This window comes from Paraburkholderia sp. GAS334 (assembly GCF_050436625.1).
Lineage (GTDB): Bacteria > Pseudomonadota > Gammaproteobacteria > Burkholderiales > Burkholderiaceae > Paraburkholderia.
Genome location: NZ_JBNDMO010000007.1, coordinates 326814 through 343511, shown reverse-complemented (window position 1 = coordinate 343511; position 16698 = coordinate 326814). Strand labels below are relative to the sequence as shown.

The 16698-nt window shown below is 64.0% G+C and carries 11 protein-coding genes; 3 read left to right on the top strand and 8 right to left on the bottom strand.

The genetic code is table 11. From position 1 onward, the window contains the following. Positions 1 to 1016: 1016 nt before the first annotated feature. From guaD to P3T21_RS16195, 7 genes are all read right to left on the bottom strand, one after another. Entirely contained in the window at positions 1017 to 2348 is a 1332-nt protein-coding gene (gene guaD, locus P3T21_RS16225; RefSeq protein ID WP_429256930.1) for a guanine deaminase, read from the bottom strand. A gap of 90 nt (positions 2349 to 2438) precedes the next feature. Continuing rightward, positions 2439 to 3467, bottom strand: a complete 1029-nt coding sequence (locus P3T21_RS16220) for an adenosine deaminase (RefSeq protein ID WP_429256929.1) — start codon at positions 3465 to 3467, stop codon at positions 2439 to 2441. Between the two features lie 72 nt (positions 3468 to 3539). Then, the gene (xdhC, locus tag P3T21_RS16215) at positions 3540 to 4547 is read right to left on the bottom strand and encodes a xanthine dehydrogenase accessory protein XdhC (protein ID WP_429256928.1); all 1008 of its coding nucleotides are present in this window, start codon (positions 4545 to 4547) and stop codon (positions 3540 to 3542) included. Positions 4548 to 4655: 108 nt separating this feature from the next. After that, positions 4656 to 7067, bottom strand: coding sequence for a xanthine dehydrogenase molybdopterin binding subunit (xdhB, locus tag P3T21_RS16210; RefSeq protein ID WP_429256927.1), 2412 nt, complete (start codon positions 7065 to 7067; stop codon positions 4656 to 4658). Continuing rightward, positions 7067 to 8620 carry a xanthine dehydrogenase small subunit gene (gene xdhA / locus P3T21_RS16205; RefSeq protein WP_429256926.1) on the bottom strand — a complete coding sequence of 518 codons (1554 nt, stop codon included), beginning with the start codon at positions 8618 to 8620 and terminating at the stop codon, positions 7067 to 7069. The genes xdhB and xdhA overlap by 1 nt, the downstream gene beginning before the upstream one ends. Before the next feature lie 375 nt (positions 8621 to 8995). Further along, positions 8996 to 9502: a disulfide bond formation protein B gene (locus P3T21_RS16200; RefSeq protein ID WP_429256925.1), complete on the bottom strand. Its 507-nt coding sequence runs from the start codon at positions 9500 to 9502 to the stop codon at positions 8996 to 8998. Positions 9503 to 9597: 95 nt separating this feature from the next. Continuing rightward, positions 9598 to 10977 (bottom strand): amidase, encoded by a 1380-nt coding sequence (locus tag P3T21_RS16195; protein ID WP_429256924.1) that lies wholly within the window; start codon positions 10975 to 10977, stop codon positions 9598 to 9600. Positions 10978 to 11191: 214 nt separating this feature from the next. On the opposite strand from P3T21_RS16195, the gene P3T21_RS16190 reads away from it, so the two are divergent. The 3 genes from P3T21_RS16190 to P3T21_RS16180 all read left to right on the top strand — a co-directional run bounded on the left by P3T21_RS16190 (position 11192) and on the right by P3T21_RS16180 (position 15433). Then, positions 11192 to 12949, top strand: a complete 1758-nt coding sequence (locus tag P3T21_RS16190; RefSeq protein WP_429256923.1) for a cation:proton antiporter — start codon at positions 11192 to 11194, stop codon at positions 12947 to 12949. A gap of 130 nt (positions 12950 to 13079) precedes the next feature. Further along, complete coding sequence (locus P3T21_RS16185; protein WP_429256922.1) at positions 13080 to 14507, top strand: gamma-glutamyl-gamma-aminobutyrate hydrolase family protein; 1428 nt, start codon at positions 13080 to 13082, stop codon at positions 14505 to 14507. A 230-nt stretch (positions 14508 to 14737) separates the two neighbouring features. After that, a complete protein-coding gene (locus tag P3T21_RS16180) occupies positions 14738 to 15433 on the top strand; it encodes a DUF2968 domain-containing protein (protein WP_429256921.1) in 696 nt (231 codons plus the stop codon). A 71-nt stretch (positions 15434 to 15504) separates the two neighbouring features. Here P3T21_RS16180 and P3T21_RS16175 read toward each other — a convergent pair whose 3' ends face one another. Further along, entirely contained in the window at positions 15505 to 16629 is a 1125-nt protein-coding gene (locus P3T21_RS16175; protein ID WP_429256920.1) for a hypothetical protein, read from the bottom strand. Positions 16630 to 16698 lie beyond the last annotated feature (69 nt).

Below are 16698 nucleotides of genomic sequence, written 5' to 3'. Positions count from 1 at the left end.
GATCGCTTCACCAGGAATCATTTGTAGAATGCAATTGACGTCCTGCCAGACGGCAGGTCTCTATCTGCCTTGCACACAAAAATTCAGACACTCCCTCTATTTGCGTCGCCCCTGTGCGGGGCGGCACCTACTTTTCTTTGTCCTTGTCAAAGAAAAGTAGGCAAAAGAAAGGCGCCGAAAACTCTTCGCTTCCTGGTGCGTCATCACCGGGGAATGGCACCCCATGAAGTGTCGCCCTCGCACTTCACCGGCTATGGGTCCGCGCACGATCTGATCCCCCGCACAGTGCCGCCCGTGACACAGGGCTCATTCATCCGACTCCGCACTTCGTGCGTCGCCGTGAGGCATAACCTTCCCGCTCCCGCTCCCGCTCCCGCTCCCGTCGTCGCGCCGGGATATTCGCGTGTCTGGTTGAGGCCGGCGTAGTAACTTGCTTGTTGATGTGGGGATTGGGGTTATTGGCGCGGGCTCGCTGAGTTTCGGCGACGGACTGTGCAGCCACTGCTGGACTAATGCGAACAGGCTCAATCGTTATTCAAACGTGCGCAAACCGCGGGGGGCGGACCGATCCGCGACGCACGTAGTGCGGAGTGGGGTGGATGACTGCCTTGTCACGGGCGAGACTCGCGCCGCGAGACCAGATCGTGCGCGGACCCATGCCGTGTGAAATGCGAGGGAGACACTTCATGGGGTGCCGTTCCCCGTGTGTCACACAGCCCGGAACGGCAGAGTTTTCGGCGCCTTTCTTTTGCCTACTTTTCTTTGGCAAGGACGCCCCGAAGGAAGTCCCCTTGGGGGACAAAGAAAAGTAGGTGCCGCCCCGCACAGGGGCGACGCAAATAGACCGACATGATTACAAGGAAAGGCCAACAAAAGGCTCAAAACGGGCAGGAAGAAGCGCCAGTCGGCAAGGACGCCCCGAAGGAAGTCCCCTTGGGGGCAAAGAAAATGCCGCCCCACACAGGGGCAACGCTAATAGACCGACATGAACACAAGGAAAGGCCAACAAAAAAACCTTAAGCAGCGACGCAAGGAGCGCCCTGAGCGCGCTGAACCCCCCTCTGATGCACCCGCCGCCCAGCCGAATAAGTCTCAAACACAGCCCGATCGTCGCCCAGCAGGGCAAACGAGAACAACAACTCCTCAAGCGTCTCACACCGCGCGTTCCGCCGCGCCAGCAACGGCGTCCCCGCCGGATCAAGCACAACAAAATCCGCCTCAGACCCGACAGCCAGCGTCCCAACCTTATCGCCAAGATCAAGCGCCTCAGCCGCGCCAGCGGTCGCCAGCCAGAACATCCGCGTAGCGGTCAAATGATGCCCGTTCAAGCGCGCAACCTTGTGCGCCTCGTTCATCGTCTGCAGCATCGAGAATGAAGTGCCGCCACCGACATCGGTCGCCAGCGCCACCGGCATGCCCGCTTCAGCCGCCTTGTCGAAATCGAACAGCCCGCTGCCGAGAAACAGATTCGACGTCGGACAATGCGACGCCACCGCGCCCGTCTCAGCCATCCGTCGACGATCTTCTTCGTCAAGATAAATGCAGTGCCCATACACCGCGCGACGACGCAGCAGCCCGTAATGATCGTAGATGTCCAGATAGCTGCGATGACCCGGGAACAGATCGGCCACCCATTTCACCTCGTCGGTATTCTCCGCGACGTGGCTCTGGATAAACACGTCCTGATGCTCACGTGCAAGCACGCCGCATGCTTCGAGTTGCGCTTCGGTCGACGTCGGCGCAAAGCGCGGTGTCAACGCATACATCTGCCGTCCGCGGTTGTGCCAGCGGCCGATCAGCTCCGCGCTGTCGTCATAACCGGATTGCGCCGTATCACGCAAAAACTCCGGACAGTTACGATCCATCAATACCTTGCCCGCCACCATCCGCAGATTGCGCGCTTCGCTTTCGGCAAAGAGGGCATCCGCCGATTCCTTGTGCACCGTGCAGTAGACGAGCGCCGTCGTCGTGCCGCATGAAAGCAGCTCGTCGACGAAAAAGCGCGCGGTATCGCGTGCGTATGCCGGATCCTCGAAGCGGCGCTCGGTCGGAAACGTGTACGTGTCCAGCCACGGCAAAAGACCCGGCGCCGGCGACGCGATCATGTCCGTCTGCGGATAGTGAATGTGCGTGTCGATGAAACCCGGCACGATCAGCTTGTCGCGCATCCCGGTGACCTGCGTGCCCGGCGCGAGCTGCTTCGATAGCGCCGCATACGCGCCGCTCGCCACCACCCGACCGTCCTCGACGATCAGAAGACCGTCTTCGTTGAAGACGGCCGCGTTGGACGATTGCGCGGGATCGCCATTGAAGGTCAGCAGTTGTGCGCGGTAAGCCGTTTGAGTCATGGGAAAAGCCGTCTCCGTCATAGGGAATCTAAAGTCTCATCGCTGGCTTGAATGCCAGCTTTCTTATCGGGCTGTCGAAGTCGAAGCGCCTTAAGCGTTCCAGTGCGCGTCGAGCTTTGCGATCATCGCGTCGCGCTCCGCAGGCGTCACGAACGACGCTTCGAAGCTGTTGCGCAGAATCGTGTAGACATCGGCATCGTTGAGCTTCAATGCCTCGATGGTTGCCACGTAGTTTTCGTTGACGTAGCCGCCAAAATAAGCCGGATCATCCGAGTTCACCGTGACCGCCACGCCGCGATCGAGCAGGGCCTTCAGTGTGTGTTTCGTCAGATCGTCGAACACACACAGCTTCAGGTTCGACAGCGGGCACACGGTCAAGGCGACGCGCGTGTCGGCAAGACGGGTCACCAGCGCCGGATCTTCGATGCTGCGCACGCCGTGATCGACGCGATCCACCTTCAGCAGATCGAGCGCTTCATAGATGTATGACGGCGGACCTTCCTCACCCGCGTGCGCGACGAGTTTCAGTCCCTTGTCGCGCGCCTTCGCAAACACGCGCTCGAATTTCGACGGCGGATGGCCACGTTCCGACGAATCCAGTCCGACACCAATCAGCCGATGACTGTATTGATCGAAAAGCGGCAGGGCTTCGTCGAAGGTTGCGAGCGCATCTTCTTCGGAGAGATGGCGCAGGAAGCACAGGATCAGCTTGCTGGTCAGGCCGCGCTTTTCCGCGTCGGCGAGCGCGCGTTCGATGCCCGCCACGGCCGTTGCAATCGGAACGCCGCGCTCGGTGTGCGTCTGCGGATCGAAGAAGATTTCCGTATGGATGACGTTGTCCGCGAGCGCCCGTTCGGCATACGCCATCGTCATGTCGTAGAAGTCCTGCTCCTTGAGCAGCACGCTCGCACCGGCGTAGTAGATGTCGAGGAACGATTGCAGATCGGTGAACGCATAGGCGGCGCGCAGTGCGTCGATCGACTCATACGCGAGCTTCACGCCATTGCGTTCAGCCAGCGCAAAAATCAGTTCGGGTTCGAGCGAGCCTTCGATGTGAATGTGCAGTTCGGCTTTAGGTGCGCCAGCAGCTTTAGTGGTGAGAGCGTGGGGTGTGTTCATGTTCTGTATTTCGCTGGTTTTATCGATGGAACGTGCTTCGCTCCAGATGTTGCTGATTCGGTCCTGAAGTATTCAAGCCGGCTGCGTCGTACTGGCATGCGCTTCGACGGCCTGCAGCAGCTGCGCCGCCGTCGAGATCGCGATGATTTCCGGCGATTTGTCGACGATGCCGTCCACGCCAAGCGGGCATTTCATCCGCGCGATCTGCGATGGATCGATGCCGCGCGCGGCAAGCCGGTGCTCGAACTGCTTGCGCTTCGAATGCGAGCCGATCATGCCGAAGAACGCAAAGTCGCCGCGAAGCAAGATGCGCTCGGCCAGCGCCAGGTCGACGCGATGGTCGTGCGTCATCACGATGAAGTACGTGTTCGGCGCGGCGCGGTCGACGGCTTCGTCAGGCGCATCGTTCGCGTCGATCGTCAGGTTCGGCGCGTTGATCGTATCGGGCGGAGGAAACTGCGCGTCGCGTTCGTCGACCCAGAGCACGTGACACGGCAATGTCGCAAGCACGCGCACGAGCGCTGCGCCTACGTGTCCCGCGCCGAACAGCACGACGGCGAAGTCGCGCGGCGCGATTGTCTCGGTGAGCAGCGCGCCGCTCTCGTCGAAGCCGGCGCCGTCCCACAGCAGACAGTCGGTGCCTTCGACGCCCGGTTCCGGGTCCGACAGCATGACCGCATCCGGAGCGGGGCCGAATGATACGCTACGGACCGTCGAAAGACCGGCTGCATTGCGCTTCGCCAGCGACGTCACCCAGCCAAGATCGCCGACGTCGAGCCGCTCGAACGCGAGCACGACAGCGCCGCCGCAGCATTGTCCAAGGCTGGGACCCAGCGCGAAGCGTTCAAGACGACGCAGATGCGGCGTACGCATGCCGTCCTTCAGCACCTGACGCGCGGTCTCGATGGCTTTCCACTCGAGATGTCCACCGCCGATCGTATGCTTCGCCGAATCGCGTGTGACGATCATCTTGGTGCCGGCATCGCGCGGCGCAGAACCCTCGGCGCGCGCGACCGTCACGAGCACGACGGCGTCGCCGTGAACGAGCAGCTGTTGCAGATCGGGCAGCCAGGTTTGCATCCGTATTTCTCCATACAGGGCCGCACGGGATCGCCGTGTGGCCGGGTTTGATCGTCGCAATCGTCGCAGCCGTCGCGCTTGATGTGCGCGACGGAAGCAACAAAAGTGTCAGGCTGTCGAATCGGCGGTTGCAGTCGCCGTCGCCGGCTGGGCCTGCGACGGCGCCTGCAACCGCATGGCGTCGAGCGCGTCGAGGATCGCCTCGGGCGTCGCGGGCGCACGCAATGGCGGCGCGATGTCCGCATCCGGCGCGACGGCAGCAATCGCATCGCGCAACGCGAGCAGCACCGAAAACGGCAGCAGCAAAGGTGGTTCGCCGACCGCCTTCGAGCGGAACACCGTCGGCTCGGCGTTTTCGTTTTGATACAGCTTCACATTGAATGCCGCAGGCGTATCGTTGACCGCGGGAATCTTGTACGTCGAAGGCGCATGCGTCATCAGACGGCCATCGCGGTTCCACCAGAGTTCTTCGGTCGTCAACCAGCCCATGCCCTGGATGAAGCCGCCTTCGACCTGCCCGATATCGATCGCCGGATTGATCGACTGACCGACGTCGTGCAGCACATCCGCGCGCACGAGCTTCCATTCGCCCGTCAGTGTATCGACGACAACTTCCGACACGGCCGCGCCATACGCGAAATAGTAGAACGGATGGCCGGTGAGCGTTTTCGCGTCCCAGTGGACTTTCGGCGTTGTGTAGAAGCCGTCGGACCACAACTGCACGCGCGCCAGATACGCGGCGTTGACGAGCTGCTCGAACGGCATCGACGCACCGTTGACGCTCACCATGCCGTCCGCAAACGTGACGTCTTCGACTGCGCCGTCCAGTTGCTGCGCGGCGATCGCAGCGAGCCGGTTGCGAATCGTGCGCGCCGCGGCTTCGGCGGCCTTGCCATTCAGATCGCTGCCGGTCGAGGCCGCTGTCGCCGACGTGTTCGCCACTTTCGATGTATCGGTGGCCGTCGAACGCACGCGCGACAAGGCAACGCCGAGTTCGTTCGCGACGACCTGCGCGACCTTCGTGTTGAGCCCCTGGCCCATCTCGGTGCCGCCGTGATTGACGAGGATCGAGCCGTCCTTGTAGACGTGCACCAGCGCGCCGGCCTGATTCAGGAACGGCACGTTGAACGAGATGCCGAACTTGAGCGGCGTCATCGCGATGCCGCGCTTGAGCACCGGGCTTGTCGCGTTGAACGCGGCCAGTGCGTCGCGACGCGCGCGATAGTCGCTCGTCGCGAGCAGCTCGTCGGTGAGCGGCGCGATGATGTTGTCCTCGACGCGCTGTCCATACGGCGTGACGTCGCGTTCACCAACGCCGTAGTAGTTCGCGACCCGTACATCGACCGGATCGCACTTCAGCTGACGCGCGATGCTGTCGAGCATCACTTCCATCACGAGCGCGCCCTGCGGGCCGCCGAAGCCGCGAAACGCGGTGTTCGACTGTGTGTTCGTCCGGCAGCACAGCGCAACGATATCGACGTCGGACAGATAGTAGGCGTTGTCGAAGTGGCACACGGCGCGCGTGGCCACTGCGCCTGAAAGATCCGCCGAATATCCCGCGCGCAACGCAATTTCCACGCGCGCGCCGAGAATGCGGCCGGTATCGTCGAAGCCGGCTTCGTATTCGTAGATGGCGTCGTGACGTTTGCCTGTGATCATGAAGTCGTCGTCGCGATCGGCGCGCAGTTTCACCGCGCGTTGCAGCTTGCGTGCCGCGAGCGCCGCGACGCAGGCGAACAATGCCGACTGTGATTCCTTGCCGCCGAAACCACCGCCCATCCTCCGGCATTCGCACACGACGTTGTGCGTCGGCCAGTTGAGCATGTGGGCGACCACGTGCTGCATCTCGCTCGGATGCTGCGTCGAGCTGTACACGAGCATGCCGTCCATTTCCTTGGGCACTGCATACGCGACCTGGCCTTCGAGATAGAACTGCTCCTGCCCGCCGACTTCGAACGTGCCCGCGATGCGATGAGGCGCGGCGGCGATCTTTTCATCGGGACTGCCGCGCTTCAAATGCATTGGCGGCAGCACGAACTGCTTTCTCGCTTTCGCTTCGGCAGGCGTGAGCACGGCTTCGAGCGGCTCATAGCGGATCACGTCATCGCTTTTCGCAAGCGACGCCGCGCGCCGCGCCAGTTCATGGCTCTCGGCGATGACGGCGAAAACCGGCTGCCCGAGGTACAGCACTTCGCCATCGGCGAGAATCGGATCGTCGTGCAGGACGGGGCCGCAGTTGTTCTCGCCGGGGATATCGGCGGCCGTCAGCACCGCGATGACACCCGGCGCATTGCGCACCGCGTCGAGATCGAGCGACACGATGCGCGCATGCGCGTGGCGCGACAGCCCAAGCGCCGCGTGCAGCGTGTCCTGCAGTTCGGCGATATCGTCGGTGTAGGTGGCTTCGCCGCTCACGTGCAGCGTGGCGGATTCGTGCGGCAACGCGGAGCCGATTGCGGTCGCGGCCGGCGACGTTCCGTCAGCAGTTTGCGTCATGAATGCATCGGTTTGCCTGTTCATCACAACGGCTCCCTTGCAGTGGTGGCTGCGTCGTGCGCTCCGCTCGCCTCGAATGCGAAGGCGTTCACTTCGGACAACGCGAGCGGCGCGGCGTCGCGCGTTTCCAGATAGAAGCGCCACAGCAGATTGCGCGCGACCTTCAACCGGTAGGCACTCGACGCGCGCATGTCGGTCAACGGCTGGTAGTCGGCGGTGAGGGCATCCATCGCGCGGCGGGCCGTCGCTTCGTCCCAGGGCGCGCCGGTGAGCGCGGCTTCGGCCTGCGCGGCGCGCTGCGGCGTCGCCGCCATGCCGCCGAACGCGACGCGTGCTTCGGTAATCGTACCGTCGCCGCCGATCTTCAGTGCGAACGCTGCGCACACGGCCGAGATGTCCTGATCGTAACGCTTCGAGACCTTGTAGGTGCGAAAGCGCAGATCGCGCGCTGGACGCGGCACGCGGATCGCCACGACGAATTCGCCCGTTTGCAGCGCGCTCTTCTGATAGCCGAGGTAGAACGCGTCGAGCGGCAGCACACGCGTTTTTTTGCCCTGACGCAGCACGACTTCCGCGCCGAGTGTGATGAGCGCGGGCATCGAATCGCCGATCGGCGAGCCGTTCGCGACGTTGCCGCCCAACGTGCCCGCGTTGCGGATCGGCAGCGACGCGAAGCGCGTCCAGAGTTCAGCGAGTTCGGGATAGTCGACGGCGAGCGCGGCGTAGGCGTCTTCGAGCGAGGCCGCCGCGCCGATCGTCTGCGTCTGCGCATCGCGTTCGATGGTTTTCAGTTCGGCCACGTTGCCGATGAACAGCACGTCGCCGAGATCACGAAACTGCTTGGTCACCCACAGGCCGACATCCGTGCTCCCCGCGAGAATGCGCGCATGCGGATGCTGCGCGCACAACGCGGCGAACGCGTCGACGGTGACGGGTGCGTAGAACGTCGGCGTGCCGAAATCAGCGCCGCGTGCATCGGGCGCGCTGTATTCGAAGGTGTCGTCCCGCTGGATGGCGCGCAGCGCGTCGGCGACCGTCGCGCGGTCGAACGGCACGCGCGGGTACTGCTGATAGTCGAACATTTTCTGCGCGGCTTCGACGATCGGTCGATAACCCGTGCAGCGACACAGATTGCCTGACAGGGCGGTGTTGATTTCATCGCGCGTGGGCAGGCCGGCCGCGGCAGGCTGGTTCTCGTAGAGCGCCCACATCGACATCACGAAACCCGGCGTGCAGAAGCCGCATTGAGAACCGTGGCAGTCGACCATTGCCTGCTGCACGGGATGCAGTGCACCATCGGGGCCGCGCAGGTCTTCGACGGTGAACAGCGCGCGACCATCGAGCGTCGGCAGGAACTGGATGCACGCGTTGACCGCTTTCAGCTGCAGCGCGCCCTGCGCATCGCATTCGCCGACGACGACCGTGCACGCGCCGCAGTCGCCTTCCGCGCAGCCTTCCTTGGTGCCTGTGCAATGGAGATCCTCGCGCAGATGCTGAAGCACGGTGCGCGACGCAGGCACGTCGCGCACTTCACGGACGGACCCACGGTAGAAGAAACGGATGGTGTGCGTTGTCATGGCGAATCCAGAAGACATTGCGGACCGGGCGCGCGTTACGCATGGGGTCGTGCCGTAGCCGGCCTCGCGCACGTAGATCGCCATCCATGACCGAAGATAGCACCGTCGGACGCTGGAAAGTATTCCGGCCCGATGATGCGGGATATCAGCCTGCGGTCATGCCATGTGTACGACTCGCTGCAGGCGAACAGGTTGCGTCGCGCGGAAAATCCCGGAGAGCGAGGCGGGGCGGGGAAGAGCGGCCCATGGACGGAATCCGGGCACGCCGCCGGAGGCGGAAAGCGAAACGGCCAGGGAGGCCAGGTGTTTACGCGCAGGCGGCTCGCGATGAGCGCGGCCTGCACGGGTTTCTTCGTGTCCGCCTGGTTAGCTGCGTTAGCTACGACGACGGTTGCGCAGCAAACTCAGCGCGAGCGGCACAAACATGACCACAAAAGCGATCAGCGACCACGCAGGCAGCGACAGTCCGAGGATAGGCGGATACGGCGTTTCGCACAGTCCGGCGACCTTGAAGACGGACGGCAGCCAGCGCGCAGGCGGCAGACCGTCGACCACCGGCTGCAGCGCATCGAAACCGCAGCTGAAACCCGGGTGCGCCTGCACGTAAACATGCCGTGCTGCCGTGACGATGCCGCCCAGCGCCGACAGCACCGCCAGCACCTCGAGCAGCCGCACGCCGCGCCAGCGGTTGAAACGCGCACCGAGGAACGCGAAGATGGCGATCAGCAGAAAGAAGTAGCGCTGGATGATGCACAGCGGACACGGGTCTTCATGCTTGACGAACTGGAGATAGAGCGCGCCCGCAACCAGCGCGACGCAGATGAGACCGAGCAGGACGAGCCATGTGCGCTCGCGGCGCAGCACGGGGTCCCGGTGATGCATGAGGTGGTTTAGAGCCATTTTGATATAAATAGGGGCCGAAGTAGCGTGAGTGTGACCGCGATTCTAGCGCGAACGCCGCCCGTGTCGGGTTCGGTCTAACGGATAGTGTTAAGGACGGCTTCGGCGGCCCGTCCAATGGCGAGCAACGCGTCGTCGCCATGCGGCTGGCCGGCCAGCATCAGGCCCACCGGCGCGCTGCCGCGCGGATGGCATGGTAGCGACAGCGCGCACGTATCGAGGAAGTTGAACGCGCTCGGATTGCGCAGGATCAAGGCGTTCGTCCGGCCAAAGGCTTCGTCGTCGTGGATGAGATCGGCGAGGCGCGGCGGCACGACCGGCACCGTCGGCGCGACGATGGCGTCGAAGCGCTGCCAGAGCGTGCTGCGCGCGGCGTCGAGCATCGCGTTGCGTTCGGCGACAAGGTCGAGGTAGTCGGCGGCGCTGGCGGGCTGGCCTTTCAGGATACGCACGAGCACGCGCGGGTCATATTCGTCGCGATGTTTTTCGAGCAGCGGGCGGTGCCACGCATACGCCTCGATTGGCGCAAAGCCGAAGCGGTTGATCGCCGGTAACCGGTCGAGCGGTGCGAACCGCACTTCGCTGACGATCGCGCCGGCCGCTTCAAGGTGCTTCAGCGCCGTATCGATGGCTTCGGCGACGGCGGGTTCCACACCGTCGGTGACATAGTGAGTGAGCACGCCGAGCCTGACGCCTTCCAGCGGTCGCGCAGCCGGAATGCGCGGCTCGAGCCCCGCGAGCATCCGGTCGACCAGCGCGCAGCACGCTACCGAGACGCCGATCGGGCCGAACGAATCGAGCGTTGTCGAAAGCGGAACGGCGCCTTGCTTCGGGATGCGATCGGCGGTCGGTTTGAAGCCGGTCAGGCCGCACAGCGCGGCGGGGATGCGGATCGAGCCGCCCGTGTCGGTGCCGAGCGCGATGGCGGCCATGCCGTCCGCGACCGACACGCCCGCGCCCGACGATGAGCCGCCCGCAATCCGTTCGTCGCCCTTCACGTTGCGCTGGTAGGGTGACAGCGGATGGCCGTAGTGCGGATTGAGGCCAAGCCCGGAGAACGCGAACTCGCTCATATTGGTCCGCCCGACGATGACCGCACCCGCACGCCTGAGTCGCGCGACGGCGACCGCGTCGGCGGTTGCGGGCGCGGCGCTGGCCAGCGCGCGCGAACCGGCGCGCGTCACCTGGCCTTCGATGTCGAACAGGTCCTTCACCGAGACCGGAATACCGGCGAGCGGCGAGAGCACCGTGCCTGCGGCGCGCAGCCGGTCGTGGGCGTCGGCGGCGGCGCGGGCGCTGCCGGCGTCGACGTGCATGAAGGCGACCGCGCCCTGGCCGGCTGGATCGGCAATCCGTTCGAGCGCGGTCTCGACAAGTTGACGGCTCGTGGTGCGGCCGGCGGCGAGATCGGCGGCAAGCTGGGCGAGCGGCGGGAAAGGCGTAAATTCGGTGGCCATGGCAGTCCGTGTCCGGTGAATGATGCGATGCGCTGCTTCGCGGCGCGCGGTGCGTCCGTCTCCAGCGACTGCGGTGTCCTGCCGCTGGAAAACGCGTGGCGCGTGCCCGCAAAACCGTCAGGCGATATCGTCCGCATTGTAGATCGGAGCTGGACAGGCTTCCCGCCTGTCTGGGTTACCATGTGATTTTTACGTTTTGTAAGGATTCGTGCGCATGCACCACGGCATCGGCTTTATTCAGGATCTGGCGGTGGTGATGGCAATCGCGGGCGTCGTCACGGTGCTGTTTCATCGCCTGAAACAGCCGGTGGTGCTGGGTTATATCGTGGCGGGCGTGATCATCGGACCGTACACGCCGCCGTTCCAGCTGATCCACGACGAGCAGACCATCCAGACGCTCGGCGAACTCGGTGTCGTGTTCCTGATGTTCTCGCTCGGGCTCGAGTTCAGCCTGCGCAAGCTCTTTCGCGTCGGCGCGACGGCGATTGTCGCGGCGTTATCCGAGATCGTGCTGATGTTGTGGCTCGGTTACGAGATCGGTAGCGCGTTCGGCTGGAGCCGGATGGATTCGCTCTTTCTCGGTGCGATCCTCGCCATCTCGTCGACGACGATCATCGTCAAGGCGCTGTCCGAACTGAACCTGAAGCGCGAAAGCTTCGCGCAACTCGTGTTCGGCATTCTGATCGTCGAGGATATTCTCGCGATCGCGATGCTCGTGCTGCTCTCCGGCATTGCGCAGACGGGCGAACTGAGCGCGGGCATTGCGTTCGTCACGCTTGGCAAGTTGCTGCTGTTCATGACGGTGTCGCTCGTGGTCGGCATTCTCGTCGTGCCGCGCGCGCTCAACTATGTCGCGCGCGCGAGGAGCGACGAAATGCTGCTCGTGTCGGTGCTCGGCTTCTGCTTCGGCTTCTGTCTGCTGGTCGTGAAGCTCGACTACAGTATCGCGCTCGGCGCGTTCCTGATCGGCGCGATCATGGCCGAATCGCGCCATCTGCATCGCATCGAACATCTGATCGCGCCGCTGCGCGACGCGTTCTCGGCGATCTTCTTCGTGACGATCGGGCTGATGCTCAATCCCGCTGTGCTGGTCGACTACGCGTGGCCGATCGCCGTGATCACGATCGCAGTGATTGCCGGCAAGATCGTGTCGTGCGGGCTCGGCACCTTCCTCGCGGGCAAGGATGGACGCACCGCGATGCGTGTCGGCATGACGGTTTCGCAGATCGGCGAGTTCTCGTTCATCATCGCTTCGCTCGGACTCACGTTGAAAGTGACGAGCGCGTTTCTTTATCCGATCGCGGTTGCCGTGTCGGCGCTCACGACGCTTTTCACGCCGTATCTGATCCGGGCTGCCGATCCACTCACGCGCCGTCTCGGCAAGGCCATGCCGCCGACGATCGCCAATGTGTTCGGCCTCTACGCGCAGTGGCTCGGCAGCTTGCGGCCCGAGACCGGCGAGCCGACGGTGTTCAGCATTACGCGTCGGATCGTCGTGCAGATCGCGGTGAACCTGGCGCTCGTCGCGGCGATTTTCCTCGCGGCCTCGTACAGCGCGCCGTATGGCAGCCGGTGGATCGCGCGCTGGATTCCGTCGGAGCCCACCCAGCGCGTCGTGTTGTGGAGCGCGGCGCTGCTGGTCTCGATGCCGTTTCTCGTCGCCGTGTATCGCAAGACGAAGTCGCTCGCGCTGCTGCTCGCCGAGATCAGCGTGCAGCCCGCGAAGGCTGGGCGCTTCACCGCCGCGATCCGCTATGCGATCTCGGACCTTGTGCCGGTCGTATCGATGATCGGCGTGTTCCTGCTGGTCGCGGCGCTGTCGGGCGCGATCCTGCCGCCGACGGGCCTTCTCATTGCCGTGCTGATCTGCGCCGCGCTGTTGATGACCGTCCTGTGGCGCTGGTGCGTAAAGATTCACGCCGCGATGCAGATCGCGCTACGCGAAACCTTCGACGAGCAGCCCGATCCATGAGCGCCGCACTTGCGTAAAAAAGCCACAACAATGTGAGCAATTGTTTGCTGGTTTGCCGCTGATGGCGTGCTGGCGGATAATCAAAGTGTGTCCCATTCGTTCGCGTGCACGGCGCGCCTGCCCCACAGTCATGAGCGAAAACAAGCCAACCAATCCTGGAACACCCCCGGCTACACCGGCGGGCATACCCGGCGCTACCCCTTCTTCCACTGATCTTCCCGGCACACCGGCACCTGGCGCGCAGCCCGCGTCCCCGGGACTGCCGACGGCGCCCACCGAGGCGCCCGAGGCGGCGGTCCGCGCCTCGACGGACGATCCGCAGAGTGCATCGACTGTCACGCCAGCGCAACCGCCCAAGACCCGGCAGCAACTCGACGCCGCCGAGGCGCGCGCAGCCGCCGTCCAGGCGACCGCGAAGCAGGAAGCCGAAGTGCATGATCGCGACAAGTCTTCGCGACACGGCAAGCCGGCGTCTTCGTCGACTGGCACGGCGACCGGGTCGGCGGCGGCCGGAGCAGGAGCAGGCACCGCCGCCGGCACGACGGCTTCAACCGCGCGGCCTGAGGCTTCCACGGCTGGCGGGGCTGCCGCGCCGGGTTCACCGCCACCCGGCTTCACGTCACAACCGGACTTCGCCACTTTCAATCCGCCACCGGCCAGTTCGGTGCCGCCAACGGCGCCGCGCTATCTGAAGCAGAGCGATTCCGCGTGGTCTGTCTTTGGGCGGATCATGGCGGCGCGCGCCCGTCAGCTGTTCGACCGCGCCGGTCGGCGTATCACGCAACGCACGCTGCGCATCGGCGTGTCGGCGCGGATCTTCCACCCGGAACCGGGCGCGAAGGGGCTGCGTGGCAAGACCCTGCAATACCTTGAAGAATCGATCGCGCACTGGGTGATGTCGCGCGACGTGATCGTGTTCATGATCCCGACAGTGGGTCATCAGGGCATGCTGCATCCGAGCAACATCCGGCTGCGCGACTACGCGAAGCATCTCGACGGCCTGCTGCTGCAAGGCGGCGCCGACGTCTCCCCGCAATCCTACGAGGAAGTCGCGACGCGGCCCGAGTGGCCCGGCGACCGCGTCCGCGACATGTACGAGCTCGAGCTGCTGCACGAGTTCGTCGAGTCCGGCAAGCCCGTGCTCGGCGTGTGTCGCGGTTGCCAGCTGATCAACGTGGCATTCGGCGGCACGCTGTACCAGGACATCGCCACCGAAGTGCCGACGGCCGGCGTGCACGTCAGCGAGCATTACGACCAGCACCGGCACGCGGTGCATTTCCCGGATGGCTCGACGCTCGCGAACATGTTCCCCGGCCGGCGCGAAGCGATCGTCAACTCGATCCACCACCAGGCCGTGAAGACGCTCGGTCGCGATCTGAACATCGAAGCTGTTTCGGCTTCCGACGGCATCATCGAGGCCGTGCGATACCGTCGCGCGCCCTTTGTGATGGGCGTGCAGTGGCACCCGGAGTTTCATCGCGCGGGTGGTCCGGAACTGCTCGACTGCACGCCGTTGCTCGACACGTTCTTGCGGGTCGCGCGCGAGACGCGCTTCTAGCGTCTCGATATTGGACACGCACGGAAAGGCCGGCCGCTCGCCGGCTTTTTTACCGTTTACTGCGCTAATCCGTTTCGTTTTGCCGCGATTTGTATCGCGGATTCATCGGATCGTCGCGACGGCCATCTATCTTGATTTAAAGTCGGCGCGTGGTTGTTCAGAATGCTTCGCTTCGCTGTCAAACCGCGCGATAATTGCCGGCTATTCAGCATTTGCACGGAGCATGCACGATGAAGTACTCCTTATCTTTGCGGCGCGCGGTGCTGCTCGCGGTGGCGGGCGCGTCGCTGCACGGCGCGGCGGCGCGGGCACAGGAGAGCGCATCGTCGGCGCCTGTCGTCGGCACGCGGCCTGCAATGAACGCATTGACGTCGCAGCCGGATCCGTCCGCGCAGCAGGCGGCGTCGGGCGCCGCCGGCGCGGGCGACGTCTCTGAATTGATGCAGATGATTCACGATTCGAAGCTCGTCGAATTGCGCACCACGTATAACGGAAGCTACGGCGCGAGCCTCTTCTTCTATCCGCAGGAGATGACGTACTACGTCGCGCTGTTTCAGGACCGTCATTTCTGGCGCGTGATCAAGTCGCAGGACGACGTGCGTGCCGAAGCCATTTATGCGGGCTTCGTGAAGCAGACGGTGCAACTGGCCGACATCGAGATTCACCGTACCGAATTGCAGGCGCAGAAGGCGTTTCTCGATCGCGTGATTGCGCTGTCGGAAGACCGGGCGAAGCGGCTGCAGGCCGACCTCGATGTCGCGCGTACGCAGCAGGCGCAGGTCAACGACCATCAGCGTGCGGTGCAGGGCGAGGCGGTGACATTGCGTGCCGAGAAGGAGCGGGCGCAGGCGCAGCTGCGCGAATTGCAGCGGCAGGTGCAACAGTTGCAGCGTCAGACGGAAGCGGGCTTGCCTGGAACGCGGTAGGTCGTCGGTCAACGCATGTTTGAACGGAACAGCCTGGTTTTGCGCCAGGCTGTTTTCGTTTGTGACGACGATTACTTCGAAAAGCGCTCAGGCACTTCGGTCACGCGACGTTGCGTCATGCTGTCCATCCAGTCGGCGTTGCTGTTTGCGCTGGCGCTAGCTCGTGGCGATGTGGCGTCGCCGGTGTGCGTAGCCGCCCAGGTCTTGATGGACGCGTAGTCGTCGATGGCGGTTGTGGTCGCCGGGTGTGGTGAGAAGCGACCGGCTGCCGATAGCACCGCGTTCGAGCGACGTGTCGACGCGACGACCAGGCCGGAGGGCGTTGCCGGTTTCGACGTGGCAGACTGTCTGGCCGTTCTGGTGACGTGCGATGTCACGCGTTGATCCGCCTTCCGCAATTTCGCGATCGATGCGCTCGTGGCGTCGCGCATCGATGTGCGAGAGGGTTTCACCTTCGAGCGAGCGGTTTCCACCGGATGCTCGTGAGCGGAGATGCTTACTGCGGTGTTCGTCGCAGAAGCACGCGTGGCCGTCGTCGCCGGTGCGTTTCTCGCCGTTTTCGCAGCTGTCGATGTCGCAGCAGACGCAGCTATCGTTTCCGTTGCCGCCGCCTGCCTGCCAGTCGAAGCCGACGCCGCAGCGGCGGACGACCCGATATCGTCGCTGCGCATCGATGTCGGCCTCGATGGTGTGTTCGATGACGAAAGCATGTCGTCCTTCGCGCCGTCCTGCGTCCTGCGATCAGCCAGATGAGAATGCGAGGTCGACAACGCGATCCACGCGAGCACGGCAGCGCCACTCGCTGCACACGCGCCGCCGAGCAACATCCGTTTGCGCGACGAAGACTGTGGCGCATCGGGCGCGATCAGCAGATCAACAGGCGTCGCATGCACCGGCCCGGCTGACGCACCAGTCGGTACAGACACACCAGAAGTCAAACCCCCCTCAGCAGTCAAACCGCCGGCCACGGGCTTCACTTTCAGCGGCTCCCATCGACACGCCGTACGGATCGCCTCGACGCTTAAACAGAACGTGCGCAACATGGCCGCATACAGCGCCTTGAGTTCGACACGAAAGCTGACATTGGGCGGCAACAGTGCCCATTCGCGACCGAAGGAATGAGGGAGGCTCGCAAACGGGCGCACTCTGGGGAGCGCCATTGCGCCTTCGATCAAGGTGAGGGGAATAGTCGACATCGTTCTTCTCGCGATGCTCATGACAGAGTGGCGGCCACTCGACGTATGACTCGACGCCGATGCATAAGG